This window comes from Holdemania sp. 1001095H_141210_F2, from assembly GCF_015558105.1.
GTDB lineage: Bacteria > Bacillota_I > Bacilli_A > Erysipelotrichales > Erysipelotrichaceae > Holdemania.
This window is the reverse complement of record NZ_JADNPO010000005.1, coordinates 84869-111474: the sequence shown is the minus strand read 5'-3', so window position 1 is coordinate 111474 and position 26606 is coordinate 84869. Positions and strand designations below refer to the sequence as shown.

Here is a 26606-nt window from a genome sequence, read left to right as displayed (position 1 = left end):
TGGCAAATTTCCGTTAATTTGACTGAAATGATGAAAGAAGAAACGCAGATAGCATCTTTGATAAGTGAGGGAGGGGGAATTTGATGAAAAAACAGACATGGAAAATCGCGGCATTCGTGATTCTGGGGATCGGCGCTGCGGCCTCATTCCTCGTTGTTCGCCCGATGGAAAGCAAAAGCCCGCCGCTGCGCCGGGGAATGTTTGAATGGCAGGAGGAGCGGGTGGTTGATCGAAAAGACGTTGACGAGCTGATCGGCAGATTTCAGATTACCGACTGGGTTCAGGAACTGAGCGTTCCGGTTGACCGCAAAACGACAGCCGCTTTTGTCCGTCATCTGCATCAGGCAAAGGTGAAAACTTACGCGCTGGTTGGCGAAACCGATTGGGGCTATGAGGCCGACGGTGCATCCCTGATTGCATATCTGGAAGAACTCGTCCGGTATAACGATCAGGTCACACCGGCGGAACAGCTTGTCGGCGTGATGGTCGACGTGGAGCCGTACACTCGTTCGCGCTGGAAGGAAGATCCTGCCGGACACATGGAAACCTATGTTTCCGGGATGATCGCAGCTTACCGCTACGCGCAGAAGCACGATCTGATCTTCATCGCCTGCATTCCCCGCCATTATGATGACCAGGGCCTGACGGAGCTTCTGGAAATCCTGATCCGGGACGGCTGCGATGAGGTGGCGGTCATGGATTATGACTGCGGGGCGGAAGTCGAGAAACTGGAAACGGAAGCCCAGCTTACAAAGAAATATGGGAAGGTTCTGCACTGCATCCTGGAATTTCAGCAGGTGGGCAAGCACGGTCTGACGGAAGACAAGACTTACCGCAACAAGGGGCTGGCCGCGGCAGAGGCGGCCTGGAAACAAGTCGATCAGGCATTTCCATTGATCAGCATCGTTCATGATTATCACTGGTCGAAGCCGCTGATTGAAATGATGGAGGAGAGTCAATGAACGAGGTACTGCGGCAGGAACGGAAATTTCTGATTTCAGCGACGCAGCGGGCTCGTTTCGAGGGCCAGCTGGACGCGCTGCTGCATCAGGATACCCATAACGGCGATCTTGTGCAGGGGGGATATCGGGTGCGATCGTTATATTTCGATACGCTGAGCGACCGGGATTTCAACGCAAAGATGGACGGCGTGGAGGAACGGCGGAAAATGCGTCTGCGTGTGTATCATCCTCAGGATAAAACTGCCTTTCTGGAAATGAAGCAGAAACAGGGTTCCAATCAGCTCAAGCGTTCGCTGCCCATCAGGTGCGAAGACGCCGTGCGGCTGATCGCAGGGGATTTCAGTCCGCTGTTAAAATACAAGGAAGCGTTCGCGGCGGAATGTTACGCCATTTTAAACCGTGAGCATTACCGGCCGAAAACGGTGGTCGAATATCGCCGCAAGGCGTATGTGCTGCCGGAGAACAGCATCCGCATCACGCTGGACAGTGAGATCCGGGCCAACGAGTTTCATTATGATATTTTTGACGGGGAGCTGGCGATGGCGCCGATGCTGGACCCGTGGAAAACCATTCTGGAAGTGAAATACAATCATTTCCTGCTGACGTATGTGCGCGACATTCTCCGCAGCTGCAATCAGAGCGAACTGTCCGCGAGCAAGTATTGCATGGCGCGGCGGATCGGGCTGCGATACACTGAATTTTATTAAAAAGGGGGTAACATCGAGTGAGTTCTTATTTATCGAATTTAATGCAGCAGATCGAGGCGCTGAACGCCGGGCAGATTCTGGCGCAGATTCTGATCGCGATCGTGCTGGGCTTCGTCATTTATCTTTCTTATTATCTGGCGCATGCCGGAACCGTTTACAGCCGCAAATTCAACGTCAGTCTGGTCGTTTTGACCGTGCTGACGACAGTCGTCATGACGGCGATCGGCAACAACGTCGCGCTGTCGCTGGGCATGGTCGGCGCGCTGTCGATCGTGCGTTTCAGAACGGCGATCAAGGATTCCCGCGACACCGTTTATATCTTCTGGGCGATCGTCGCCGGTCTGTCCTGCGGCGTCGGCGATTATATGACGGCGGGGCTGGGTTCCGCCGGGGTTTTTCTGGTGCTGTTGGTGCTGGGGCGGATCAAGAATGAAAACAGGATGCTATTGATCGTGCGCGGCGCACGCAGTACGGAGGAGCGGATCATGTCGGTTATCACGCATTATTTTGACGGCCGCCTGGATCTGCGCGTCAAGAACACAACCCGCGAAACGATCGAACTGATCTATGAAATTCCGCGGAAAACCTATGAAAAGAACCTCAGGAAGACCTCGAGCATTGACGAGGAATTATATCAGATCGAACATGTCCAGTATGTGAATATCGTCGCCCAGGACGATGATATCAGCAGCTAGAGGTCTGATCCATGCGTAAACGGACAATGGCCTGGCTGACGCTGGCGGCTGTGGTCGTGGTCAGCGGTACAGCCCAGCTGACCTTTGGAAAAATGCAGACACGGATTCATCAGCACCGGGAAGCGGCGCCCGCCTACGATCCATCCGCGGCGCTGGACTGCATTCGGGAGACGGAAATCTCGAAATATCAATATGATGAAGCGGCCGTCGACGTGGACCAGCTGAGCACGCATCTGCCGTTGGTGGTGATCGAAACGGACGAAGCAATTCCCGGCGTGCCTTATTATGGCGACGATCGCTCCCACCGCAAGATGACGATGACGTCAACCGGCGAGGAGTTTCTGGTCGCAAATATGAAAATTATCAATCAGGATGATAAGCTGAACACGCTTCAGGATCCGTCGTCGCTGAAGACACAGATTCGGATCCGCGTGCGCGGCAACACTTCGCGCTGGTTTGATAAACAGTCTTTTGCGATCAAGACAATCCACCACGACGGAGAAAATAAAAATGTATCAATCATGGGCATGGAAGCGGATCATGACTGGGCGCTGCATGGGCCGTTTCTGGACAAGACGTTAATGCGCAACTATGTCGCGATGAACCTGGCGGGCGAGCTGATGGACTATGCGCCGGACGTGCGGTTTTGCGAAGTGGTGATCAACGGTGAATACCGCGGCGTGTACGTGATGATGGAAACCGTCAGCACCGGCAAGGGCCGGATCGAAATCGAAAAGCCGAATAATACCCGCAACGTTACCGGTTATATCGTGGAGCTGGACAATGCGGCCCAGCCGGACCCGCGCAGCAAAGCGGATAATTTTACAAAATACGTGCAGATTCTGCGTAAAAGTGCGTTCTTCGATATCCGCTATCCGGGCAGCGAAGCGCTGACGCCTCCGTTGAAGGACTTTATTGAACGCGATCTCAGCCGGTTTGAAAAAGCGCTGTATTCTTTCGATTACGACAGCTCGCGCTACGGTTATAAAAATTTCATCGACATCGACGAATTCGTTGATTACTTCATTCTTATGGAAGTCTTTGTGCAACATGACACCGGCAACCTTTCGACCTTCTTCTACAAAGACGTCAACGGGAAATTCAAACCGGTCGTCTGGGATTTCAACAACAGTCTGGGCAATGTTTCCGACAGCTCCGACGATGACTTTCTGATCCGCCAATTCGTCTCCGTACAGGCGCCGTGGTTCACGATGCTGATCAAGGACGAGGACTTTATCAATCAGGTCATCTACCGGTATCGCCAGCTGCGCGCAGGGATTCTGAGCGATGAACAGGTATCCGCCTATATCCAGGAAGTCGTCGATTATCTGGGACCGGCCGTCGACCGGAATTTTGCGGTCTGGGGCTACAGCTTTGATCCGGAAAATCTGGACAAACGCAATAAATTGTTGCCGGATGAAAAGAATCTGCGGTCCTATGAAGCGGCGGTGAAACAGTTTCATGACGCGTATCTGCAGCGGCTGGCCTGGCTGGATGAGCATATCGAAGTGCTCAGGCAGTATTGTCATGAATCCGCGGTCAAGAAGTATAACCATTAAGCCGGAAGGAGGAGAGCCTGCATGAAAAAATTTATTATCGCCTGCGCCGTGATCGTGATGCTCGCCGCCGGCGGGTTGTTTCTGTCTTCCCGCATCGGACTGACCTTTCAATGGGAAAGCCTGCGGAAAACGTCGGTGGAGACGTTTACAAAAGTTGAGGGCAAGACGATTCTTGTCGATCAGGGGCAGGGCATGGAACCTTTCGAGATCCGCGGCGCCAATCTGGGCAGCGGGATTCCGGGCCATTTTGCGACGGATTACGCGATTGATAAGGAAACCTATCTGCGGTGGTTCGCCGAAATTCAGGCGATGGGCGCGAATTGCATCCGTGTCTACACGCTGCTTCAGGATGATTTCTACAATGCGTTTTGGGAATACAACAAGGACCGCGAACAACCGCTCTATTTGATCCACGGCTTGTGGGTGAATGATTACACGCTGTTCTCCCACCGCGACGCCTACGATCCGGACTTCATGAACACGATGATCCAGGACAGCCGGACGTTAGTCGATATCATCCATGGAAACAAACGGTTTTCCTTAGGCGAGGGTCTGGGCAGCGGCTCTTACAACCATGATATTTCGCAATGGGTTCTGGGGTATATTCTGGGTGTGGAATGGGAAGACACGACGGTCGCCTTCACGGATCACATGCAGGACAAAAAGAATCAATATCATGGGAAGTACATGACGACCACTGACGATGCGTCGCCGTTTGAGGCGATGCTGGCGCAGGTCGGCGATAAAATCATCGAATATGAGACGCAGACCTACAAAGCCCAGCGGCTGATCGCGTTTGCCAACTGGCCGACGACGGACCCGCTTGAATGGGATTCGCTGGTCGAATACTACTTCCGTAAATTTGAACAGGTCGACGTCGAGCATATCCAGACAACCGACCGGTTTCTGTCGGGGCAGTTTGCTTCCTACCACGTCTATCCCTACTATCCCGATTACTATGGCTTTATGGACGTCATGGACATTGATGTTGAAAACAAGCGGCAGTTTGTCGACGCTGACGGCGTCTTCAATTCCTATCAGGCTTATCTGACGACGCTCAACGCGTATCACACGATGCCGGTTGTCATCGCGGAATTCGGGGTGCCGAGCTCACGCGGGCGGGCGCAGAGCGACCGCAACACCCACCGCGCCCAGGGCGGCATGTCCGAAGCGGATCAGGCAGAAGCGCTGAAAACCTGTTATCAGGATATCATGAGCGCCGGCTGTGCGGGATCGATCGTCTTCACGTGGCAGGATGAATGGTTTAAGCGGACGTGGAACACGATGGCCTATACCGATTTGACGAAAACACCGTATTGGAGCGACGTTCAGACCAACGAACAATTCTTCGGCGTGCTCGCCTTCGATCCGGGCGAGGAGAAAAGTGTCTGTTATGTCGACGGCGACGTGAGCGAATGGACCGCGGACGATCAAGTCCAGCTGACGGACACGCCCACCGGACAACTTTCGCTGGCTTATAAATACGATGAAAAATATCTGTATCTGTACGTCAACAAAGAAAATTATGATCCGCAGACAGAGAAGCTCTGGATTCCATTTGATACGACGCCGAAGACCGGCAGTACCCACTGCGATGGAATCCCGCGGTCGTTTGAGCGGCCGGCCGACTTTGTGCTGATCCTGGACGGGAAGGAAAACAGTAAGCTGATCGTGCAGAAGCGCTACGAAGCGCTGCGGGCGATCTATTCCCATCGCGTATATTTCGAAGACGCTTATCTCAACGCCCCGGCAAAGGATACCTCGGAATTTGTCGACATCAATCTGGTGCTGCAGATTCCTGACGATCCGCATGACGAGCTGGCCAATACGAAAGCGGATAAGGCGGAAACCTACAATACCGGTCAGCTTCGCCATGGCAACGCGAATCCGGAGAATCCGGACTTTGATTCGCTGGCCGATTTTATGATCCGGGGCGATGCGATTGAAATCCGTCTGCCCTGGTCGCTGCTGAATTTCCTCAATCCGTCGGAAATGATGATTCACGACGATTACTATGAGCATTACGGGATCGAAGGGCTGAAGATCCATGAGATTTATGCCGGAGTCGGACTGGCCGCTGATGAAGCAACGCCGATTCCGATGACCGATCTTCCGCTTCAAGGCTGGGGCCGGCATCCGACTTCGCATGAACGTCTGAAACAAGGCTATTACGCGATGCAGGATATCTGGGCGGGAAAGTGAGGCGGCATGCATGGTAATCCGGATTGACTATCTGATTTACGTTTACATGACGCTGTGTTTGTGCATGCTGGCGTACAATCTGTTTTATCTGGGAAAAAACAAGTGGATGCAGCGGCGGACGGAGAAACAAATCCAAAACCAGGCCCGCCGCTTACAACGCTTGTTGTTATTTCCCGAGAAGACGGCCGCCAACGTGGATGAGAAAATAAAGAAAGATCTGAAGAACACACATCATCTGGTTGTGCTGGAAGGAACCGTCGACGTGCTGGAACAGAATCCACTGACGGTAAAACTGCTGCAGGCCTGGCTGCCGACGCTGAAGCCGGTGTTTGCGGAGCTGATTGACGGGACGATGAAAAAAAGCGTAATGGAACGTTCCTACTTTGCCTATCTTGTTACACGTTTTAGACTGTGCGGACAAAGCCGCAATGATCCGATCGCGACGGCGATGATCCAGCTGACGGCGCAAGCTTCGATTTATTGCCGGGAGAATGCGTTGGGCGCCTTGTATCAGTGCGGAAGTATTGATCACATTGTCAAAGCGTATCGCGTCATGGGACGCCATGAAATCGAACACAGCCGCAAGCTGGTGACCGACGGATTGCTGGAATTTCATGGCGACCGGGAGCAGCTGGCGCAGGCTTTGTGGCAAAACTGGGATGAATTCACACCGCATTATCAGGTTGCGTTCATTGATTTTATCCGGATGGTTTCCGGGAATTTTCGGGAAACCTTATTTCCGCTGCTGAGTCAAACGGAGCTGGATCGGGAAGTGACCTTTGCCGTCATGCGCTATTTCCGCAAATATCCTTACCGTCCGGCCGGAACGGTGCTGCGTCAGACTGTCATCGACTGGGAAAAACAGGATTGGGAATATGCGGCGATCGCGGCGGCTTCCCTGGAGAGTTATCCCGAGATGGAAACCGTCAAGGCGCTGCTGGTCGGCGTGCAGAGCGATAACTGGTATGTCCGCGACAATGCTTCCGATTCGCTGCTGCAGCTGACGAAGCCGCTGGCCATTCTGGAAATGATCCGGCAGCTGAAGGATTCTTACGGCCGGGACATGCTGCGCTACAAGGCGCTGAGCGCCGGACTGCTTCAGCTGGATGAAAAGGGCGAACTGAGGGTCGCAGAAAATCGAATGGCGAAAAGTCCGAGGGGGTCATCGAATGAAATTCTAAGCGCAGTCATTGAAGCGGATTCATCGGAAGAAGCGCTTCCAGCCTTGCAGAAATGGGGGAATGCAGAATGATTGAATTTGTAAAAACCTTTCTGTTCTGCGTCGATGTTTTCTTCGTTCTCTATTTATTCGGATACAGTACGTTTTTATTTTTGTCAGTGATTGTCGGCTCGGTGGATTTGTATCAGAAACGCCGCGACGACGAGCTGAAAAATAACCTCAAGCGGAAGTTTTTTATCCCGATCAGCATTCTGGTTCCCGCCCACAACGAGGAAACCACGATTGTGGACACCGTCTGCACGCTGCTGAGACAGGATTATCCGCTGTTTGAAATCGTGGTGATCGACGACGGATCCACCGATGAAACCGCGCAGCGGATGATCGACTATTTCCAGATGCGCAAGATCGAGCGGCCGATCCGCCGTCAGCTTCGCTGCAAGCCGGAAACCGCGATTTACGAAGCGAAATCCAACAAGATTCAGCTGACGCTGATCCTGAAAGAAAACGGCGGCAAGGGGGATACGCTGAACATGGGCATCAACGTATCCCGCTTTCCGTACTTTATCTGCATGGACGCCGATTCGATGCTTCAAAAGGATTCGTTGTTTGAGATCGCCAAGCCGGTGCTGGAAAACGATAAGGTCGTAGCCTGCGGCGGCCAGGTGCGAATCTCCAACGGCATTGAAATGGTCGACGGCGAGGTCACAAAATATACCCTGCCGAAGCGGATCATCGTCGCGATGCAGGTGCTGGAATACGATCGTTCGTTTCTGGCTTCGCGGATTTTTATGGATCACTTCAACGGTAATCTGATCATTTCCGGCGCATTCGGTCTGTTTCAGAAAAAGATGGTGATTCTGGCTGGCGGCTACGATCCTTCGACGATGGGCGAGGATATGGAGCTGGTCGTCAAGCTGCATGTTTTCTGCCGTGCGAATCATCTTGATTACAGCATCCGCTATGCCCCGGATGCGATCTGCTGGACGCAGGGACCGGGGAATCTGCTCGATCTGATGAAGCAGCGGCGGCGCTGGCATATCGGCTTGTTTGAAAGTCTGACGCGTTACCGGTATGCGATCGGCAAGAAGGAATACGGTCTGATGGGAACGATTTCGTTTCTGTATTTCTGGCTGTATGAGCTGATGTCGCCGTATATTGAAGTCTTCGGTTTGTTTACGATTGTTTTATCGTATTTCGTCAATCTCATCAACGTTCCGTTTATGCTTTTATTCTTCGCGGTGTATGCCGGTTTCGGCTGTCTACTGACGGTCATCGCGTTCTTTACGCAGATCCATACCCGGCATATCCGGCTGACCTTTCTCGACGTTGTCCGCACAATTCTCTTAAGCGGCTTTGAGCTGGTCGGCCTCCGGTTTATTCTGATGCTGGTGCGGATGAACGCGCTGATCGGCTATCGCCGCAAGAAGAACGTCTGGGGCGATCTGAAGCGGTATACACATAACCGCCGGGAAACGCAGGAAGGAGGGAGTGAAGGATGAACAACAATTCGCGCCGGGAAGAGCGCAAGCTGATTTTCGGTACGCTGCTCGCTTTGTTTCTGATCGGTTTTGTTCTGGTCTATGGCGTTTTGACGCGGCAGAGCTATACGGACAAGGAACGCAACGGCACGCTGAAAACGATCGCGCAGGAACGCACGGTCACGCTGGTGGAAAGCGGCCGAACATCCTGGCGCTATTGGGATGAGGGAGAAAATCCCGATCCTTCGGCAAGTCTGCGGTGGACTGAGCCGGATTACGACGATTCCGCCTGGAAGAGCGGGACCGGTACATTCGGTTCCTATTATGGTCAGTTGAAAAAAATGGTTGACCGAAAAGCGCCGCGCAATCTGCTGAACTATGCTTTAGCGGATCAGCGGGCGATTCCGGTTTATTATTTCCGCACGGAATTTGAAGTCGGAGATCTGGGGAATGTCCGGTGCCTGACCGGTAAGCTTCGTTATGACGACGCCGTGATGATGTATCTTAACGGCGAGCTGATCTATGCCTCGAATATTCCGGACGGCGGGTATACCGCGGAAAATCCGTATGGTTCTTCCGCCCGCGTCGGTGAAGTAGAAAACGATATTTTTGTTATCAGCAATCTGAATTCGCTGAAGCCGGGACGCAACGTTCTGGCGGTTGAGCTGCATCAGCGCGACCAGACCAGTTCGGATATTTATTTCGATCTGAAAAGTCTGGAAACCTCCAGCGAAACCTCGCTCAGTCAGACGCTCGATCTGTCCGGACTGATTCTGGAACAGGGTTCAAAGAACGACGAGGTCATCGTCAACTGGCTGACGGATAAAAAAGGAACCTACGAGCTGATCTGGGCGCAGGGCACGGATAAAAGCGCGCTGCGCACCCCGGATGGCCGGAAGCTGATGGGTGGCCGGAAAACCGGCGTCGGCGGCGCGTTCAGCTATCATGGCAAGCTGAGCAACCTGCCTCCGGGCCAGCCGCTGGTGTATCAAATCGTCGATTTGCAGCACAATCTCAGCTCGGAAGTCTTCTCGTTTGAAGTCCGGCCGGCCGCGCCGCTTACTTTCGGGTTTGTCGGCGACGTTCAGATCCGGACGGAGCATCTTAAGGAGAATCAGGCTGGATGGGAGAAAGCGGTCAATACACTCTTGCAGCTGCAGCCGGACCTCAGCTTTATTTTGACTGCCGGCGATCAGGTCAACAGCAGCGACAACGAGAAAGCGCTGGAGGAATATAACGCCTTCCGCAGTCCGGCCGCGTTGAGACAAATTCCGGTTACGATCAACATCGGCAACCACGAGAGCAATACCGACCTGCTCGACAGCCAGTTTGACCGGCTGAAGAACGGATCAGATTTCTATTATGATTACGGCGATATCTTGTTCTACTCCTTGAACTGTATGAACACGGATACGCAGGCACATCTGGATAAACTCAGCCAGACGATCACGCGGCACAAACCGCGTTGGGTCATCGTCACGATGCACTATTCGCTCTTTGGCGGCAAGGATCGCTCTGCGGATGAAAAGGTCATGGCTGCCCGCGAGGCCTATGCGCAGGCTTTTTCTGACCTGAACGTCGACGTCGTGCTTTCAGGACACGATCATGTGTACTGCCGCTCTTTGCTGATGCAGGGCGAAACGGCCACCGGCCGGGCGGATGGGGACAAACGCAGCGGCGAAACGCTCTATGTTTCCGGCGGCACCCCATCCGGAAGCAAGTTCTATGAGCTTAAGGATAATCCGGCCGCGTATCTCGCTTACCGCATTCTTAAACAGGAAGCGACAGTTTCGCTGATTACCATTTCCGGGAATCAGCTGGTCCTGGAAACCTATGCCGTTGACAGCCGGGAGTTGATTGACCGGTGCGAATTGAATAAATAAAAAAAACCGCTGACATGCCAGCGGCTTTTTTAAGATTCTTGTTTTATGGTGGGATCGGTTTTATTCTTCACCGGTTTGATCCGAATCAGATCGTTTTGCAGCCAAAATGGCAGAAACAGATAGAAGACGGCGAAAAGCGCAATCAGAAAACAAATCATTCCTTCCCAAAGCGACTTGTCAGAAAACAGAACAGCGAGAATTGCCACTAGAACACAGCCAATCCAGGAAAGCGATAATTTGTAACGGGCATGACAATGCGGACATTCCAGCCGCATCGACAAAAGCGATCCGGGACGGATATGAAAACTTTTCTGACAATGGGAACAAACAACTTCCTGACGCATAAATTTACCCTCCTGCCACCGCGCGAAGCGATGTGAACAACGATTTTAAGCTGACTCCAACCAGCAGCAGAAAGCCGCTGAAATTGATCGGATCAAGGAAAAACGTCAGCGTGATCCAACGCAGAAACGCCAGGTAAAGCAGCGAAGTTTGGGCTGTAAGATAAAATTCACTAACCCAGGCGCTCCAAGCATAAAGACTGACTCCCAGCCAGTAGACGATATCCGGAAGCAGGGACTTCTTCCGGGTTTTCCAGAACAGAATAAGCGTGATGAGAAAGAAGACGGTGAATAGAAAAGCGTAATCATAGACCGTGATGTCAGTACAATAAGGCGTGATCAGGTCGATATCCGGGCACGTACCTGCGGCTGTAATGGGACACAGGAGGACCGGGATCGGCCAGCCTCGTTTTTCCCAAATTCCAAGGCCCAGCTGAATCAATAAAAACACGGCGGGAATTTCTTCGACCCGTAACAGCGCTTTCCAATGAAGTCTTTTCATCTTTTGTATCCTCTTTTTTTTATTATAAAGCAACAGATGAAAAAAGACAGGGGCGGCGATGTTTTTTTACCGCTTCTTATTCCAGAAGAACGATCAGGATGGACCGCGCTGAGCGCTCACCTGCCTCTGACCCATGCATAAGCGTTGAACGGGAGGAGGAAGCGGTAAAACGACAGTCGTCCCGGGATAAAATTCTTTGTTAAAAACATTGACAACCTAACAAATTGGAAATACACTAAAAACGGCAGCCGGAAGATAAACCGGCGAAAGAGGGAGGTGGAAAGCATGGATAACCCGGGCGGTAGTTGCAGGCAAGGCATCAATAAAACGGGAAGTTCATTCTTTCCTCTCCTGGAGGGCGAGTCTGCCCGAAATTAAAGCTCCAGGACGTTTTATTCATGCTTTGCGAACTTGAAGAACAAACTTGAAGGAGGGCAAAGTATGACGGTTAAAAACATCACTGAGCTTTTGCATGCGAAAAAATACGCTCAGATCAAAAAAGAACTCAACGAGATGAACAGCGTGGACCTGGCGGAATTGCTGGAACAATTCCCGCAGGAAAACATGGTCGTCCTTTTCCGCCTGATCGCCAAAGAGACGGCCGCGGAAGTCTTCACCAACATGAATACGGAGATGCAGCAGGCTTTGATCAGCACATTTACCGAGAAAGAACTGAAAGATATCTTCGAGGATATGTTTCTGGATGATACCGTCGATATTCTGGAAGAAATGCCGGCCAATGTGGTTGAACGGATTCTCGACGTTACCGATAAGGAAACCCGCTCGCGCATTAACGAGCTGCTTCAATATCCGCAAGACAGCGCCGGCAGCATCATGACGACGGAATATGTCGATCTGAAAAAGACCATGAGCGTGCGTGAAGCGATCGCGAAGATCAAACGGGTCGGTATTGATCAGGAAACGATTTACACGTGTTATGTCATTGAAAACAAAAAACTGCTGGGCATCGTCACGGCGAAAAGTCTGCTTCTCAACGACGAAAACGTCTTGATCGGCGATTTGATGGAAACACACGTCATTGCCGTGCGCACCCATGACGATCAGGAAGAAGTCTCCAAGCTGTTCCAGAAATACCGGCTGATTTCCATTCCGGTCGTGGACACGGAAAACTGCATGGTCGGGATCGTTACCTTTGACGATGCGATGGAAGTTTATCAGGAAGAAATGGCGGAGGATATCGCATTGATGGCGGCGGTGCAGCCCGGTGATGATTCCTATTTTGGAACTTCGGTATTCAATCACGCCAAACACCGGATTCTGTGGCTGTTGTTTTTAATGCTTTCGGCAACGATCACCGGTACGATCATCTCCCGCTATGAAGAAACAATTTCCGCGATTCCGCTGCTGGTTTCGTTTATTCCCATGTTGATGGATACCGGCGGCAACTGCGGCACCCAAAGCTCGACGCTGGTCATCCGCGGCATCGCCACCGATGAGATCCGCTTTGGCGATCTGTTCAAAGTTGCGTTTAAGGAAAGCCGGATCGCGCTGCTTGTCGGCGCGGCGCTGGCGGCGGTCAACGGTCTGCGGATCGTTGTTATGTATCAGGATCCGCGGCTGGCGATCCTGCTGGGTGTTTCGTTAATGTGTACGGTTTTTCTGGCGGAACTGATTGGCTGTCTGCTTCCGTTATTGGCGAAAAAGGTACATCTGGATCCGGCGATCATGGCCGCTCCGTTAATCACGACGATTGTCGACACCTGCTCGATCATGATTTATTTTGCGATTGCGACGCATCTGTTTGCGTTGTAGCGTGGTTTTTAACAAGCATGGAGGAAAACTCTGTGCTTTTTTATTGTTTCTTTCTTGGCGATCTCCCAGATCCCGGCATACAGGAACAATAGTATACAGTGGGTCAACGAGATTTTGACCGGAAAGGAGAATGTCGATGGAAAACGTAGGAAGAGAACCGCGGATTCCTCGCAGCTGGATGGAAACGGACGAAGATTTCGCTATGGAATGCGGCCGTCCACACCGTCCGACCCCGCCGCGCAGACCGCATTGCGCAGGGTGGAGCGATGATTTCCGCACGCGTTTTGACGAAGCCGATTTTATGGAGGATGAAATGTTTGTGGAGGAGGCCGTGAACCTGTCTGCGGGCTGCGGCTGCCGTCCGAAGCCTCCGGTATGTCCGCCAGACTGCGGCTGCGGCGATCATGACCATGGCAACCGTCCGGGCAACGGCTGTGGCTGCGGCAACGATACCGACGATCAGGATGACGATGGCCGTCCGGGCTGCGGCTGCGGCGATCATGACCACGGCAACCGTCCGGGCAACGGCTGCGGCTGTGGCTGCGGCAACGATACGGATGATCAGGATGACGATGGCCGTCCAGGCTGCGGCTGCGGCGATCATGACCATGGCAACCGTCCGGGTGATGGCTGCGGCTGTGGCTGCGGCAACGATACGGATGATCAGGATGACGATGGCCGTCCGGGCTGCGGTAATCATCACCGCTGCCCGGATATGAGCCTGGCAATGGCGTATGTCGCCCGCCAGCGCTGGACTGGAAAACGGGAAATCTACAGCCGCCCGCGCGCCTTGTTAAGAGGAACGCTGTTTGTTGAGCTGGACTTGCCGTTTACGGGAAAGGGAGGCTGTCAGGATGAATAGAAATGAAATGCTGCGGGAGCTGCAGGAACTGGATTTCGCGATTCAGGAAGCGGTCTTATTTCTGGACACCCATCCGCAAAACGAAGTCGCGCTGAGCTATTACCGTTATGTTACCGGCCTGCGCCGCAAAGCGGCGGAGGAATACAATCGCGTCTGCGGTCCGCTGACCAACCGCGACAGCCGCGGACGCCGCTGGGATTGGATCAATAGTCCATGGCCGTGGGAAAGGGAGGGATAAACCATGTGGATCTATGAGAAAAAATTGCAGTATCCTGTGAATATCCGGAAGCCGGACCCGGCGATGGCCAAGCTGATCATCACGCAGCTGGGCGGCCCGGATGGCGAAAAGGGTGCGTCTGATCGGTATCTGAACCAACGCTACGCGATGCCGTATCCGGAAATCCGCGCGTTATTGACGGACATTGGAACGGAAGAAATGGCGCATGAGGAAATGATCGCCACGATGGTTTACCAGCTGCTCAAGGGCTGTTCAGCGCAGCAGATCAAGGCTGCCAATGCGGCGGACTATTACGTCGATCATACTGCCGGCGTTTATCCGCAAGGCGCCAGCGGCATGCCGTACACGACGGCGTATATCCAGTCCAAGGGCGATCCGATTACCGATCTGTCCGAGGATATGGCGGCGGAACAGAAAGCCCGTACAACGTATGAGAACCTGATGCGTTTAGCGAAGGATCCGGAAGTCTATGGACCGCTGGTATTTTTACGCCAGCGCGAGATCGTTCACTTCCAGCGTTTCGGCGAAGCTCTGGAATTCGTCCGCAAGGATCTGGACTGCCGCAACTTCTATCGTTACAATCCAGCTTTTGACCGCTGATCAAAAGCGAAACCGGCGGGATTTTCCCGCCGCTACATCGAATCGAAATAAGCCGGAAAGTTTTTGGCGGGGAAACGCACGGAACCTGAATGTGATTTGCGAACCGGGGCAGGAATGGGAAAACGTGATATTCAGAACAATTTAGGGTTAGGTAAGAACGATCTTCATACCTGTAAAAACGTGGTAATTTAAACGGAAAGCTACTATAATAAAACTAATAAAGAAAAGGTGCAGGAAGATGAAAAAAATAACAAAACTTGGGGTTTTAGCTGCTGCGGCCATGCTTATGATGCAGGGCTGCGCCGCTGAAAAGGAGAATTATGACAAACTGCTCGATCCGAATAAACCGGTTACGCTGGAGATTTGGACTTATTACAACGGTACGCAGAAAGCGGCGTTTGACGAACTGGTTACAGAATTCAACGACACGGTGGGCGCGGAGAAAGGCATTGTTGTTGAAGCGTACAGTCAGGGCAATGTCAACGATCTGATCACCAAGGTTGAGGAAGCGGCGGAGAAGAAAGTCGGCGCCGGTGAAATTCCCGATATTTTCGCGGCTTATGCCGATACCGCGTACAAAGTCGATAAATTGGGACTGGTCGCTTCGATTGACAAGTATATGAGCAAGGAGGAACTGGCGTCCTATCGCGACGAATATTTAAACGAAGGTCAGATCGGAGAGGACGGCAGCCTGAAAATTTTTCCGATCGCCAAGTCGACGGAATTGATGATGTTGAACAAAACAGACTGGGATCGGTTCGCGGAAGCCTGCGGCGTCACGCTGGACGATCTGAAGACGCTTGAAGGCGTGACGAAGACCGCGCGGACGTACTATGAATGGACCGACAGCCTGACGCCGCAGCCGAATGATGGCAAGGCGTTCTTCGGCCGGGATGCGATGGCGAATTACATGATCATCGGCAGCCGTCAGCTGGGGCAGGAAATCTTTGCGGTGGAAGGAAATCAGGTGACGCTGAATCTGGACCGCGATGTCTTTAAAAAACTGTGGGATAATTATTATGTGCCATATATCCGGGGTTACTTCACGGCGCAGGGCCGTTTCCGTTCCGACGACGCGAAGACCGGCGATTTGATCGCGCTGGTCGGATCCAGCAGCGGGGCGGCTTATTTTCCGAAGGAAGTGGCGGTCAGCGACGTTGAAAGTTATCCGATTGAATCGATCGTGGCGCCGGCTCCGATGTTTGAACAGGGTGAGAAAATTGCCGTTCAGCAGGGGGCGGGCATGGTTGTGACCGCTTCGGATACCCAGCATGAATACGCATCGGTTCTTTTCTTAAAATGGTTCACAGAGGAACGTCGGAATATTCAGTTCTCACTGGCTTCCGGATATCTGCCGGTAAAGAAAGCCGCGAATGATTTTGAGACGATCAAAAAAGTTATTGAAAACAATGCGGAGCTGGACTCGGCAGAAATGATTGACGTTGTTGAAGTGGCCGAGAAACAGCTGAGTGAAGTTCAGCTGTATACGACAAAGGCTTTTGAAGGCGGCAGCGACGCGCGGTCTCTGCTGGATACTTCGATGCAGGATCTGGCGAAGGCGGATCGCGAGCAGGTCGTTGAACGTCTGGCGCAGGGGCAGAGCCTTGATGAAGCAACTGCTGAATTTGAAACGGAAGCCTATTTCGACGCCTGGTTCGCGGCGTTGAGTCAACAGATGCAAAAAATCGTCCAGGAATAACGTTTTTAAGAAAAGGAGTAACCGGAATATGCTGAAAAAAAGAAGTGTTTTCAATCGTATTCTGATCCCTTTGATCGTCGTTCAAATTTTTCAGATCAGTCTGTTTGGGATGTTGGTTTTCAGCGGCGGCGTTATTACCAAGCTTGACCGCAACGCTGAGGAAATCCTGAACGAACGGGTCATCAATCGGAAGAATTATTTAGAGAATGAAATGATTCAGCGCTGGAGTAATTTCTCCATCTATCAGACGAAGATCGAAGAAGAAATTGAGCAGCAGCTGAGCGAAGCGGGCATGACCGTCGCCGACCTGGTGCCGGGGGCGGCTGTGACCAGCGAAATTTTGAAAAAAATCGGTCCGGATCTGATTGCGCTGATGCGCAGAAATACGGTAACCGGCGTTTTTCTCGTTTTTGAAGGTCCTCTGAACGACAGGGCTGAGGAAAAGGAGAAAAGTGGTATTTATCTGCGGGATCTGGATCCGATCAATAACCCTTACGACAATTCGGACTTGTTGATGGAACGTTCGCCGACCGATGTGGCGCAGAGTCTGGACATTGCGATGGACGTCAGTTGGAGTCCACGTTTTAAGATCGGCGGCGAGAGTTATTTTTATAACAACCCGGTGCAGGCGATTCGCTCCAATCCGGATCTGTCCAGTGAAGACGCCGGGTATTGGGGCTATGGCTCCATGTTGAACGAAGACCTGATCAAAACGATTACCTATACGCAGCCGCTGGCAGACAGCGAGGGAACGGTGTTAGGCGTGCTGGGCGTTTCGCTGGCGGAGGATTATCTGAAAACCATCTTGCCGTCGAAGGAGTTGCTGGCGGATCAATCCGGTTCCTACATGCTTGCGATTCTTGACGAGACGCAGCCGCAGACGGATGGATTGACCTTGCAGAAGGTGACGCACAGCGGCGGCGTGTTCATCGCGATGTTCGGAGAAGCGGAAGAGCTCATCTTTCAAAAGGATGCCGACGTCTCCGGCGACGGCGCTTTAATCCATACATCCGCTTTAAAACTGAAGCAGAAAATTTACGGCAGTCTGCAGCCGCTGGATCTCTACAATTCCAATGCGCCGTTTTCCCATCAGCGCTGGGTTCTGGTCGGTCTGGAATCGCAGGAAGCGTTGTACGGGTTCTCGGGTAAAATGCAGAACAGCATTCTGACCTTTATGATTTTATCCATGCTGGTGGGACTGGCGGCGACGATGTATGCCAGCTACCGCCCATCCCGGCAGATCGGCGCGCTGGCCCGCAAGGTGCGCAATTCCAATCCGAACAAACCGATCCATCTGGATCCGATCCGGATTACGGAAATCGATCAGTTAAGCCAGGCGATTGAGGAATTAAGCAAGAGCGTGGCGGAGAACAGTTCGCGGCTCTCACAGATCATCGGCATGCTTTCAATTCAGATCGGTGCGTTTGAGATTGAGCTTGAAAAGAATTCCGTCTTCTGTACTTCCGGTTTCTTCGATGTGCTGGACCCGCAGGCTGACCATGAAGATCAGATGCTGACGCTGGATGAATTTTCCAGACAGCTGCGCTTATTGGATCTGGATCTGGATGAACTGGGCCGGCTGCGGGAAAAGACCGTCAAATTGGAACAGGACGGCGGCGGAGCTCGCTGGATGCGGTTGAAAACCGCGGCGCGGGCGCACACGATTCTGGGCGTGGTGCAGGATATAACGGCGGAAATGGTCGAGCGGCACCGCATAGAATATGAACGCGATTACGACGTGCTGACCAACCTGCTGAACCGGCGGGCATTCCAGCGCTTTGCTCAGGAACGCTTCGAGCATCCGGAACGGCTGAAGATTACGGCGTTTATGATGATGGATCTGGATAATCTGAAATATATCAATGATACCTATGGTCACGATTGCGGCGATGGTTATATCCGCAGCGCTGCGGATGTGCTGCGCAATAACGCCGGTCCGCATGAAATTGCGGCGCGGATGTCGGGCGATGAGTTCTATGTTCTGTTTTATGGTTATGAGACAGACTTCCAGATTCGTCAGAAGATTGAACAGATCCGGAAGGCCATGGCTGCTTATGAAATGGAGCTGCCGGATGGCAAGAGTATCCGGATCCGCGCTTCCTTCGGCGTATCGTGGTATCCGAAGGACAGCCGCAATCTGGAAGAGTTGATCAAATACGCTGATTTCGCGATGTATGAGATTAAAAATTCCGTCAAGGGCGGAATAAAGGATTTTGAGATTGAAAGCTACCGTAAGGATTCGTTTATGCTGCACAGCAGCGAAGATCTCAACCGGCTGATTGAAAACGAACTGATCGATTTTGTATTCCAGCCGATTATCGACGTCCAGTCGCAGACCGTCTATGGTTATGAAATGCTGATGCGGCCAAAGATGGAAAAGCTGAAGACGCCGTCCGAAGTGCTGCGGATTGCCCGCGCCCAGTCGCGGCTGTATCAGATTGAACGATTGACCTGGTTTAAAGCGATGGAGGCCATTGATCGGTATCATCAGCGGCTGCAAGGGAAAAAATTGTTCATCAACTCGATTTCCAGCCTGCGCCTGACGCCGCAGGATCTGGAAGAACTGGATTGCCGGTTCGGCCGCTACAATTCGCAGGTCGTCATTGAGCTGACGGAAAGCGAAAAAATGGGCGAAATGGCAACGATCCACAAGCGGCAGCGCTGTCTTGATCAACATCAGGAAATCGCGCTGGATGATTACGGAACCGGCTATAATGGCGAAGCGACGCTGCTGGATCTGATGCCCAACTACGTGAAAGTCGATATGAGCATCATTCGCGGTCTTGACCGCGATCTCAACCGTCGCGAATTCTATGAAGGATTGGTCGTTTATTTCCGCAGCCGGAAGATAAAAATTCTGGCAGAAGGCGTGGAAACCCGCGAGGAAATGGAAGCGCTGGTCGATTGCGGCACGGATTACATGCAGGGATTCTATTTCCGGAAAGGCGAACTGATTCCGCCAGATCCAAGTCCGGAAGCGATGGAAGCTTTGCGGAACGCGGTGAAAAAGAAAAACGACGAGTCTTAGACTTGAGTCAAAAATCAAACAGAAAGGGACGTCCTGGCGAATCAGGCAGACGTCCCTTTGCGACGGGCTCATAAACGAGGTGATGTCGGGATGGCGAACATCCACAGAACGGCGGGAGTTGGCAATTTTCGCTGCAGAAAAAATTAAAACATCAGCTTTTGTGGAATATCTTACAAGAAAAAGGCGGAGGAAAGGTTTATAATTAAATCTGAATAAGCAGGGAGGCTAATATGGGATTATCAAAAATGGAAAAGCAAAAACAGAAACTGATTGAATTGGGCGTCATGGAACCGGAGGATACGCTCGTTGATTTCCTGCAGGCCAGTTATGTTGAACGGCTGATCGGGAAAATGGGCAAATGGAAGCAAGGCTGGGCGTATTTCACCGAAAACCGGGTGATCGTCATTACCGGGTTGCTGGAAGAGAATATCGTCATTCCCTACAAAACCATTCGGGAGCTTGGAAAATGTTCTCAGAGTTTGATGCCGATTGGAATTACGATTACGCATGAGGATCCGGAAACCGGGAATATGACTACCGACCGGATATCCTTGATGAAGCGGGATAAATGGCTGAACTTCATGGCGGAAAAAGCCGGCGTGGAGGTTGCTTAATTTCCGGCTGCTGGCCAGACAGACAGGTTTCAAATCAAGCCCAGAGATCATGCTGATTCTCTGGGCTTCTTTTAATTGAAGCTTTGAAAATTGACCGGGATTCAGTTTAGACACAGACAGTTTCAGGATGATGGCGAGGGGGGATGATGCGCGTCAGGCTGATTTCAGCGTCGAACTTTGTTTTATAGAACGGGAAGGACAGAAAATCTTTTTTTTATCCGCCAACTCGTGTATAATACAAAATAAAAGACAGGAACGATTGTTCCTGTCGAATTGGAAATCTGGTGGAGCCGACGAGGATCGAACTCGCGACCTTTGCATTGCGAACGCAACGCTCTCCCAGCTGAGCTACGGCCCCAGACACGATATTAAGTTTACCACCATTTTTCGAATTGTCAAGATCTTATAAGGAGGAAGTTATGCAAGATTGTTTACAACGGGCACGAAAAACGATTAATGAAGTCGATGCACAGATGGCGGAATTGTTTGAAAAACGAATGGAAGCTGTTCGTCAGGTGCTCGCGTATAAGAAGGAACACAACCTGCCGATTCTGGATGCCGCCCGGGAACAGGCCGTTATTGAAAAGGGGTGCGCCCGGATTCAGGATCCCGTGTTAAAACCGTATTATGAGGAGTTATTAGTGAAACAGATGGAATTATCCCGCCGCTATCAGAAAACGCTGCTGGACGAAGCCTGGGAAAAATCACGGGAAATTTGACAGTTCAATCCAGAACTGAGAATTGGGAATCGTTGTTACAGAGCAGAAAAAAGCTGGAATTTTCTCAATCCGCAGAAGATTCCAGTTTTTTTCTATGCCATTGTTCGCCCAGAACAAGCAGAAGAGCGCATCCGGCGATGACCGCTGCTGCCAGCGTCAGCCAGTAAGCCGGATAGCCGCCCCAGTTCTTGATCGCCTGCAGGAAGGCGATCTGGGGGACTTCCCGTAAGAACATGTAATTCTGCCCCCAGATCCAGTCCACGGCAAAGGCGCACAGTGCGCTGCCGCTCAGAATCAGGATGACGGAAGGCAGTTGATTTAAGCGCGGCGAGTCATCGTCAGTCAGAAACATCAGAAGGGGCGCCAGGATTAGAAGTAGATGCAGGGCGAAGCTTTGGAGGGTTTGAAAGTGGAAAAACGGATAAGTGCCGACAATCCCCGCCGGATAGACAATCGCCGTGATTCCGCCCAGAATAGACGTCGCCCAGACATAACTGCGCAGCGCCGGATGGCGCGTAAAGACCGCCAGCGGGATAAAGAAGATCTGCAGGCCGCATAAATGCAGCGGCAGCAGTTTTACCCAATATCCCTCGCCCAAGCGGTACAGCCATAGAATGCGCGTCAGTTCCAGCAGAGGAATCGCAATCGCAAATCCATGAAGCAGCCGCCGGCCGAACTGGCGGGAATGGGTGCGCGTCCAGCGAATCAGCCAGAAGCAGCTCAGCGGAATCATTAGAATTTCCAGAATGTGCAGCGGACTTAGAAAACCATAAGCCGTGCCGGGAAGTACCTCATCCCAGAAGCAGAAGAATTGCGAGATAGTAAAACCCCCTTCAGGTCAATGTTCAAATTGCATGCGGTACAGATGCGCGTAAGCCCCGTCCGCAGCCATCAGCTCGGCATGATTGCCTTGTTCCAGAATACCTTCCTCGCCCAGCACGACGATGCGTCTGGCGTTGCGGATGGTGGACAGGCGGTGTGCGATGACAAATGTCGTGCGGTTGCGGGCCAGCCGTTCCAGCGAATCCTGAACGACCTTTTCACTTTCGTTGTCCAGCGCGCTGGTCGCTTCGTCAAAAATCAGAATCGGCGGATTCTTCAGGAAGACGCGCGCAATGGATAAGCGCTGTTTCTGACCGCCGGATAATTTAACGCCGCGCTGCCCGATATCTGTATTATACCCGTTTGGCAGCTCCATAATGAAATCATGCGCATTGGCGGCCTTGGCGGCGGCGATCACTTCTTCCTCGCTTGCCTCCGGCCGGCCGTAGCGGATGTTGTCCATGACGTTGCCGGCGAACAGATAGACATCCTGCTGGACGATGCCGATGCAGGAACGCAGCGATTTCATTGTCACGCTGCGGATATCCTGACCATCGACCAGAATCCGGCCTTCGCTGACCTCGTAAAATCGCGGAATCAGGGAACACAACGTTGTTTTGCCCGCGCCGGAGGAGCCGACCAGCGCCAGATACTCGCCCGGTTCGACATGCAGATCAATGTGCTTGAGGACATAATCCTTGGAAGAGGCGTATTGAAATCCGACATTTTCGAAATCCACCGCGCCTTTAACGTTCGCCAGCACTGCCGCGTGCGGCTGATCCTTGATGTCCGGCTCGACTTCCATGATTTCCATAAACCGCTGGAAGCCGGTAATGCCTTCCTGAAATTGTTCGGTAAAGTTGATCAGCTTCTTGACCGGCTCGGTCAGGTTGTTGATATAAAGCAGATAGGTTAACAAATCGCCTAACAGAATCCATTTCAGGGAGATAAACGTTGAACCGGCAAGAATGACGACAACGGTGATCATCGTGGTGAATGCGTTAAGACCGGAATGATAATAAGCCATGATCCGATAGCTGTTTTTACGCGACTTGACATAGCGATTGTTTTCCACCCCGAATTTTTCCAGTTCGCTGCCTTCGCTGGTAAACGATTTAACGACGCGGATACCGGAGAGATTGTCCTCGATCCGGGCATTGATATCGCCGACCCGTTCTTTATTCTGCTTAAAAGCTTTGCCCATTTTCTTATTAAAATACAAGGCGAAGACAAGCATGATCGGCAGGATTGAGAAGATGATCAATGTCAGCGGCACGTTGATGGAAAGTAAGATGAAGAACGCGCCGAAAAACTTGATGATCGAAATGACGACATCCTCCGGGCCGTGGTGGTACAGCTCGGTTAAGGAAAACAGATCGTTAGTCAGCCGTGACATCAGCTGCCCGGTTTTCTGTTCGTCATAGAAGCTGAACGACAATTTCTGATAATGACTGAACAGCTCGTTGCGCATATCATGTTCCATCATGACGCCCATATAATGTCCCTTATAGGTGATGAAGAAGTTGCAGAGCAGCTCGATGATGATCAAGCCGACCATGACCAGGCCGATCTTGAAAATCAGGTCCAGCTGGACGGATTGCGACGAGACGAGCACGGTATTGGTGATGTAGCGCGTTAACAGCGGAAAGATCAGCGAGATCGCCGCGACGATGAAAGCACAGATCATATCTGCGATAAACAGCTTTAAATAAGGCCGGTAATACGAAAGAAACTTTTTACCTCTGGCGTTAAGCAACACAATTCCCCCTTTTAGTTAGACATAAGTGTAGCCCAAATTGATGGAAACTTCAATCATTCCAACCTTTTCCGATACTTTTTTGGAATCAGCGGCGGCGTAAAGGGACTGGCTTTGCTTCCTGAGGTTCGCAGTTCCGTAAAAGGCTGTCCCCGCTGATCATTTTGGTAGAATTCCTCGATGGTGATGTCAGAAACGGATAACTTGCAGGACCATGGTGCCTGTGCTGCGGCTCATATTAAGCCGCACGGCAGACAAGGCGGTATATTCCAGGTTTCGCTGCAGGGCTAAGACATCAGGGCAAGGCAGGGAAAGCCATGATGGCGGACAGTCGAAAAACGACTCCGGTTCAAGGCCCGGAGCCGCTTTTCACTATCCTTAGTCGAATTCCGTTATTTGTAGCAATCCTGGAACAAACTGGCCAGCTTCGCCTGCAGCGCCTGTTCAAATTTCGCTGCGGCTTCCATCGTGCACTGAACCGTTTCGTTGACCTCGATCAATTTGTCGATTGTAATGCAGTCCATCGAAATGGCGCATTGTAACTTTTCTCCCTCAGCGTTGAGGATATGCGCGAGCGCGGCTTCCTCCAAAGCGATCGACTGCAGAATATCGGTAATGGCTTGTGAACGGGTGACGTTGCTGCTTCTGATTTCAGGCATTCCCATAAGTTAATTCCTCCTTACACTGACATCCTATTCGACCCGGGCGAAAGAACCCGGGCCAATGCCCCTGAGTTATGAAAATTTCCGGGCGGCATACACTGGTCAAGGGAGGATGGCCATGAAAATCGTAATTGTCGGATATGGAACGATGGGACATTTGTTATTAAGCCGGATTGAAGAAAAGGAAGACCTGCAGTGCGTCGGTTTGATCGCTTCCTCCTATTATCAGGAGATTTCCGAGCTGCCGCAGCATCCCGAGGTGATCGTCGACGTCAGTCACCCGGACAATTTCGTCCGGATCCAGCGGGCGATGGAACGCCAGCCCATTCCGCTGGTGCTGGCGACGACAGGATACAGCGATGATCAGAAAAAGATCATTGAGAGTTGGGCCCGGCGCGTCCCCATCGTCATGACAAGCAATTTTTCGATCGGGATGACGATCGTTAACAAAATGCTGAAATGTTGTCAGCGGGAGATCGGGCAGTATTTTGACTGCGATATCCTGGAAATTCATCATGAACAGAAAAAAGACAAACCCAGCGGCAGCGCGCTGATGTTGAAAAAAACATTGCAGGGGCCGGCGAAGGACCGGTATGGCTATCAGAAACCGATTTCCGTTACTTCCCTGCGGCACCGTCAGATTGCCGGCGAGCACACCGTGATTCTGTGCGGAGATCACGAACAGATTACAATCACGCACACCGCCGACAGTCGGGAGATCTTCATACGCGGAATTCTGGAAGCGGTCGAGGCGATTCCCGGTTTAAAGCCCGGCCTGTTTTCGATGGAAGATCTGCTGGAACAGCGTTTTTTACAACGCCATCCGAATGAATTTCACTGATCGAAAGGCAATCTTCAACACTTCAGAAAACCATGGAGGGGCACGCTGAAAAGGAATGGGTGAAAGCGAGCCGAAAAGCGCTGCAGAAAAATCGTCAGGCAGGTTTCCACCTGCCTTTAACGCCGTCCGGCTGAACCGGGCAAGCGCAGCGGGGACGCGTCGCTTTTCGTCTGATTTCCCATCCTGTTTGACAGGCATACAACGCTGAAGCGATCAAGGCAAGGCGGGCTTGTGGTTCGGCAGCCGATCTGATAAAATTGAATTAATCTAAAATGGCCGGATGAGATTTTTGAACCAGAAGGGAGGAGTTCAAAGTGAAAAAATATTTTATAAGACTTTGGGGCGCTCCAACGCTGCAGGAAGAAGAGCGATCTCAGGCGCTGAACGAAAGCCTGGGGAAGCAGCTGACGGAATTGCTGTGCTATTTTCTCATTCACCGCGGCGAGCTGGTCAGTCATGAACGGTTGATCGAATTGTTCTGGCCGGAATCTGTCAATCCGCAAAATGCTTTAAAATTTGCGATTCACCGGCTGCGGAAATTGACGCAGCCGTATGCTCAAACCAAGGATCAGGAATGGATTGTGACTGGAAAACGGGGCTATCTATTCTCGCCGCAGGCGCCTGTGGATACCGATCTGGATCAGCTTTCCGGACTGACGCCTGCGCTTCTTGCGGAACAACCGCGGCAGATTGAAGCGCTGGTCCGCGGCGAACTGATGGAAGGGTATTCTTCGATGTGGATCCTGCCGATTCGGGAATTCTGGAAGGAAAAAGTCAAAACACTGACACAGGAAGCTGCCGCCATGCTGGATCAGAAAGGACAGGCGGAAGCGGCGCTGCGGCTGACGCACTGGGCGCTGACGCTGGATCCATATTCAGATGATCTGAATTATTGTTATTTATCCGAGCTGGTAAAAGCCAGGGAATACAATCGGGCATTGAAACATTTCGATCAAATTTCCGAACAGTTTTATCATGAGTTCGGCGTTGAGTTTGAGGGCCGTTCAAAATCGCTGATCTACTTTTTAAGTTCAGACCGCGAGCCTTCGCATTCAATTCAGGAATTGATTGAGGAAATGAACACTAAGGAAGACGGCAGCGCTTTTTATTGTGAACAGCCGGTTTTCCGCAAATTGTATCAGGCCCGAATGCGGGAAAGCAAACGACTGGATATCAACTCCTACTTACTGGTGCTGGACGTACAAAGCGAGGCCATGGAACTGGGAACGCGGGCAACCGACGCGCTGATTCAGATTGTCAAGACGCAGCTGCGCTCCTGCGACATATTCACCCGCACGGCAAACTGTCAGCTGGCTGTGATGTTGATGATGAAAGCCGAAAATGACGTGCATAAAGTTGTCAGCCGGCTCAGCCAGCGCTTAAACCGCAAGTATCCGGCGGCGCAGGTTCGGGTTTATTACCATGTTCAGAAAATTGAACAGAATAATCCGCAGGCTGCTCTGCAGCATGATAAATAAAGACC

General features: G+C 51.9%; 23 protein-coding genes and 1 tRNA gene. 18 read left to right on the top strand and 6 right to left on the bottom strand.

What is annotated here, in order from left to right; all coding sequences use genetic code 11:
• Positions 1 to 83 precede the first annotated feature (83 nt).
• From I2G61_RS05015 to I2G61_RS04980, 8 genes are read left to right on the top strand one after another with little or no spacing between them, the layout of a single operon-like run.
• On the top strand, positions 84 to 962 hold the full coding sequence (locus I2G61_RS05015; RefSeq protein ID WP_072683834.1) for a hypothetical protein: 879 nt from the start codon (positions 84 to 86) through the stop codon (positions 960 to 962).
• Complete coding sequence (locus I2G61_RS05010) at positions 959 to 1669, top strand: polyphosphate polymerase domain-containing protein (RefSeq protein WP_072683833.1); 711 nt, start codon at positions 959 to 961, stop codon at positions 1667 to 1669. Before I2G61_RS05015 ends, I2G61_RS05010 begins: the two co-directional genes overlap by 4 nt.
• A 17-nt stretch (positions 1670 to 1686) precedes the next feature.
• Positions 1687 to 2364 (top strand): DUF4956 domain-containing protein, encoded by a 678-nt coding sequence (locus I2G61_RS05005; RefSeq protein ID WP_200798767.1) that lies wholly within the window; start codon positions 1687 to 1689, stop codon positions 2362 to 2364.
• Between the two features lie 11 nt (positions 2365 to 2375).
• Positions 2376 to 3923 (top strand): CotH kinase family protein, encoded by a 1548-nt coding sequence (locus tag I2G61_RS05000; RefSeq protein WP_072683831.1) that lies wholly within the window; start codon positions 2376 to 2378, stop codon positions 3921 to 3923.
• A gap of 21 nt (positions 3924 to 3944) precedes the next feature.
• Entirely contained in the window at positions 3945 to 6125 is a 2181-nt protein-coding gene (locus tag I2G61_RS04995) for a hypothetical protein (RefSeq protein WP_072683830.1), read from the top strand.
• Positions 6126 to 6135: 10 nt separating this feature from the next.
• Positions 6136 to 7377 (top strand): hypothetical protein, encoded by a 1242-nt coding sequence (locus I2G61_RS04990; protein ID WP_072683829.1) that lies wholly within the window; start codon positions 6136 to 6138, stop codon positions 7375 to 7377.
• Complete coding sequence (locus I2G61_RS04985; RefSeq protein WP_072683828.1) at positions 7374 to 8804, top strand: glycosyltransferase; 1431 nt, start codon at positions 7374 to 7376, stop codon at positions 8802 to 8804. Before I2G61_RS04990 ends, I2G61_RS04985 begins: the two co-directional genes overlap by 4 nt.
• A complete protein-coding gene (locus I2G61_RS04980) occupies positions 8801 to 10666 on the top strand; it encodes a metallophosphoesterase (RefSeq protein WP_072683827.1) in 1866 nt (621 codons plus the stop codon). Before I2G61_RS04985 ends, I2G61_RS04980 begins: the two co-directional genes overlap by 4 nt.
• Before the next feature lie 29 nt (positions 10667 to 10695).
• Here I2G61_RS04980 and I2G61_RS04975 read toward each other — a convergent pair whose 3' ends face one another.
• Positions 10696 to 11010, bottom strand: coding sequence for an MJ0042-type zinc finger domain-containing protein (locus I2G61_RS04975; RefSeq protein WP_072683826.1), 315 nt, complete (start codon positions 11008 to 11010; stop codon positions 10696 to 10698).
• Between the two features lie 4 nt (positions 11011 to 11014).
• Entirely contained in the window at positions 11015 to 11509 is a 495-nt protein-coding gene (locus I2G61_RS04970) for a hypothetical protein (protein ID WP_072683825.1), read from the bottom strand.
• A 441-nt stretch (positions 11510 to 11950) separates the two neighbouring features.
• Between I2G61_RS04970 and mgtE the strand changes: the two genes are divergently transcribed.
• From mgtE to I2G61_RS04935, 7 genes are all read left to right on the top strand, one after another.
• A complete protein-coding gene (gene mgtE / locus I2G61_RS04965; protein ID WP_072683824.1) occupies positions 11951 to 13282 on the top strand; it encodes a magnesium transporter in 1332 nt (443 codons plus the stop codon).
• Between the two features lie 136 nt (positions 13283 to 13418).
• Positions 13419 to 14144: a spore coat associated protein CotJA gene (locus I2G61_RS04960; RefSeq protein ID WP_195548013.1), complete on the top strand. Its 726-nt coding sequence runs from the start codon at positions 13419 to 13421 to the stop codon at positions 14142 to 14144.
• The gene (locus I2G61_RS04955) at positions 14137 to 14382 is read left to right on the top strand and encodes a spore coat protein CotJB (protein ID WP_072683822.1); all 246 of its coding nucleotides are present in this window, start codon (positions 14137 to 14139) and stop codon (positions 14380 to 14382) included. Before I2G61_RS04960 ends, I2G61_RS04955 begins: the two co-directional genes overlap by 8 nt.
• 3 nt (positions 14383 to 14385) lie before the next feature.
• Entirely contained in the window at positions 14386 to 14982 is a 597-nt protein-coding gene (locus I2G61_RS04950; protein WP_072683821.1) for a manganese catalase family protein, read from the top strand.
• Between the two features lie 238 nt (positions 14983 to 15220).
• Positions 15221 to 16681, top strand: coding sequence for an extracellular solute-binding protein (locus I2G61_RS04945; protein ID WP_072683820.1), 1461 nt, complete (start codon positions 15221 to 15223; stop codon positions 16679 to 16681).
• Positions 16682 to 16709: 28 nt separating this feature from the next.
• Positions 16710 to 19709 (top strand): bifunctional diguanylate cyclase/phosphodiesterase, encoded by a 3000-nt coding sequence (locus I2G61_RS04940; protein ID WP_072683819.1) that lies wholly within the window; start codon positions 16710 to 16712, stop codon positions 19707 to 19709.
• A 230-nt stretch (positions 19710 to 19939) separates the two neighbouring features.
• On the top strand, positions 19940 to 20323 hold the full coding sequence (locus I2G61_RS04935) for a hypothetical protein (protein WP_072683818.1): 384 nt from the start codon (positions 19940 to 19942) through the stop codon (positions 20321 to 20323).
• Positions 20324 to 20605: 282 nt separating this feature from the next.
• On the opposite strand, the gene I2G61_RS04930 is transcribed toward I2G61_RS04935, so the two are convergent.
• Positions 20606 to 20681 (bottom strand) — tRNA-Ala (locus tag I2G61_RS04930).
• Between the two features lie 61 nt (positions 20682 to 20742).
• Here I2G61_RS04930 and I2G61_RS04925 point away from each other — a divergent pair.
• The gene (locus I2G61_RS04925) at positions 20743 to 21042 is read left to right on the top strand and encodes a chorismate mutase (RefSeq protein ID WP_072683817.1); all 300 of its coding nucleotides are present in this window, start codon (positions 20743 to 20745) and stop codon (positions 21040 to 21042) included.
• A gap of 64 nt (positions 21043 to 21106) precedes the next feature.
• On the opposite strand, the gene I2G61_RS04920 is transcribed toward I2G61_RS04925, so the two are convergent.
• The 3 genes from I2G61_RS04920 to I2G61_RS04910 form a co-directional block, all read right to left on the bottom strand.
• Complete coding sequence (locus I2G61_RS04920; protein ID WP_255370391.1) at positions 21107 to 21796, bottom strand: TIGR02206 family membrane protein; 690 nt, start codon at positions 21794 to 21796, stop codon at positions 21107 to 21109.
• 84 nt (positions 21797 to 21880) lie between these two features.
• Entirely contained in the window at positions 21881 to 23623 is a 1743-nt protein-coding gene (locus I2G61_RS04915) for an ABC transporter ATP-binding protein (RefSeq protein WP_072683815.1), read from the bottom strand.
• Between the two features lie 389 nt (positions 23624 to 24012).
• Positions 24013 to 24285 carry a hypothetical protein gene (locus I2G61_RS04910; RefSeq protein WP_072683814.1) on the bottom strand — a complete coding sequence of 91 codons (273 nt, stop codon included), beginning with the start codon at positions 24283 to 24285 and terminating at the stop codon, positions 24013 to 24015.
• A gap of 115 nt (positions 24286 to 24400) precedes the next feature.
• Between I2G61_RS04910 and dapB the strand changes: the two genes are divergently transcribed.
• Together dapB and I2G61_RS04900 are read left to right on the top strand one after the other, a co-directional pair.
• Positions 24401 to 25123, top strand: coding sequence for a 4-hydroxy-tetrahydrodipicolinate reductase (gene dapB, locus I2G61_RS04905; RefSeq protein WP_072683813.1), 723 nt, complete (start codon positions 24401 to 24403; stop codon positions 25121 to 25123).
• A 314-nt stretch (positions 25124 to 25437) separates the two neighbouring features.
• Positions 25438 to 26601 (top strand): winged helix-turn-helix domain-containing protein, encoded by a 1164-nt coding sequence (locus I2G61_RS04900; RefSeq protein ID WP_072683812.1) that lies wholly within the window; start codon positions 25438 to 25440, stop codon positions 26599 to 26601.
• Positions 26602 to 26606 lie beyond the last annotated feature (5 nt).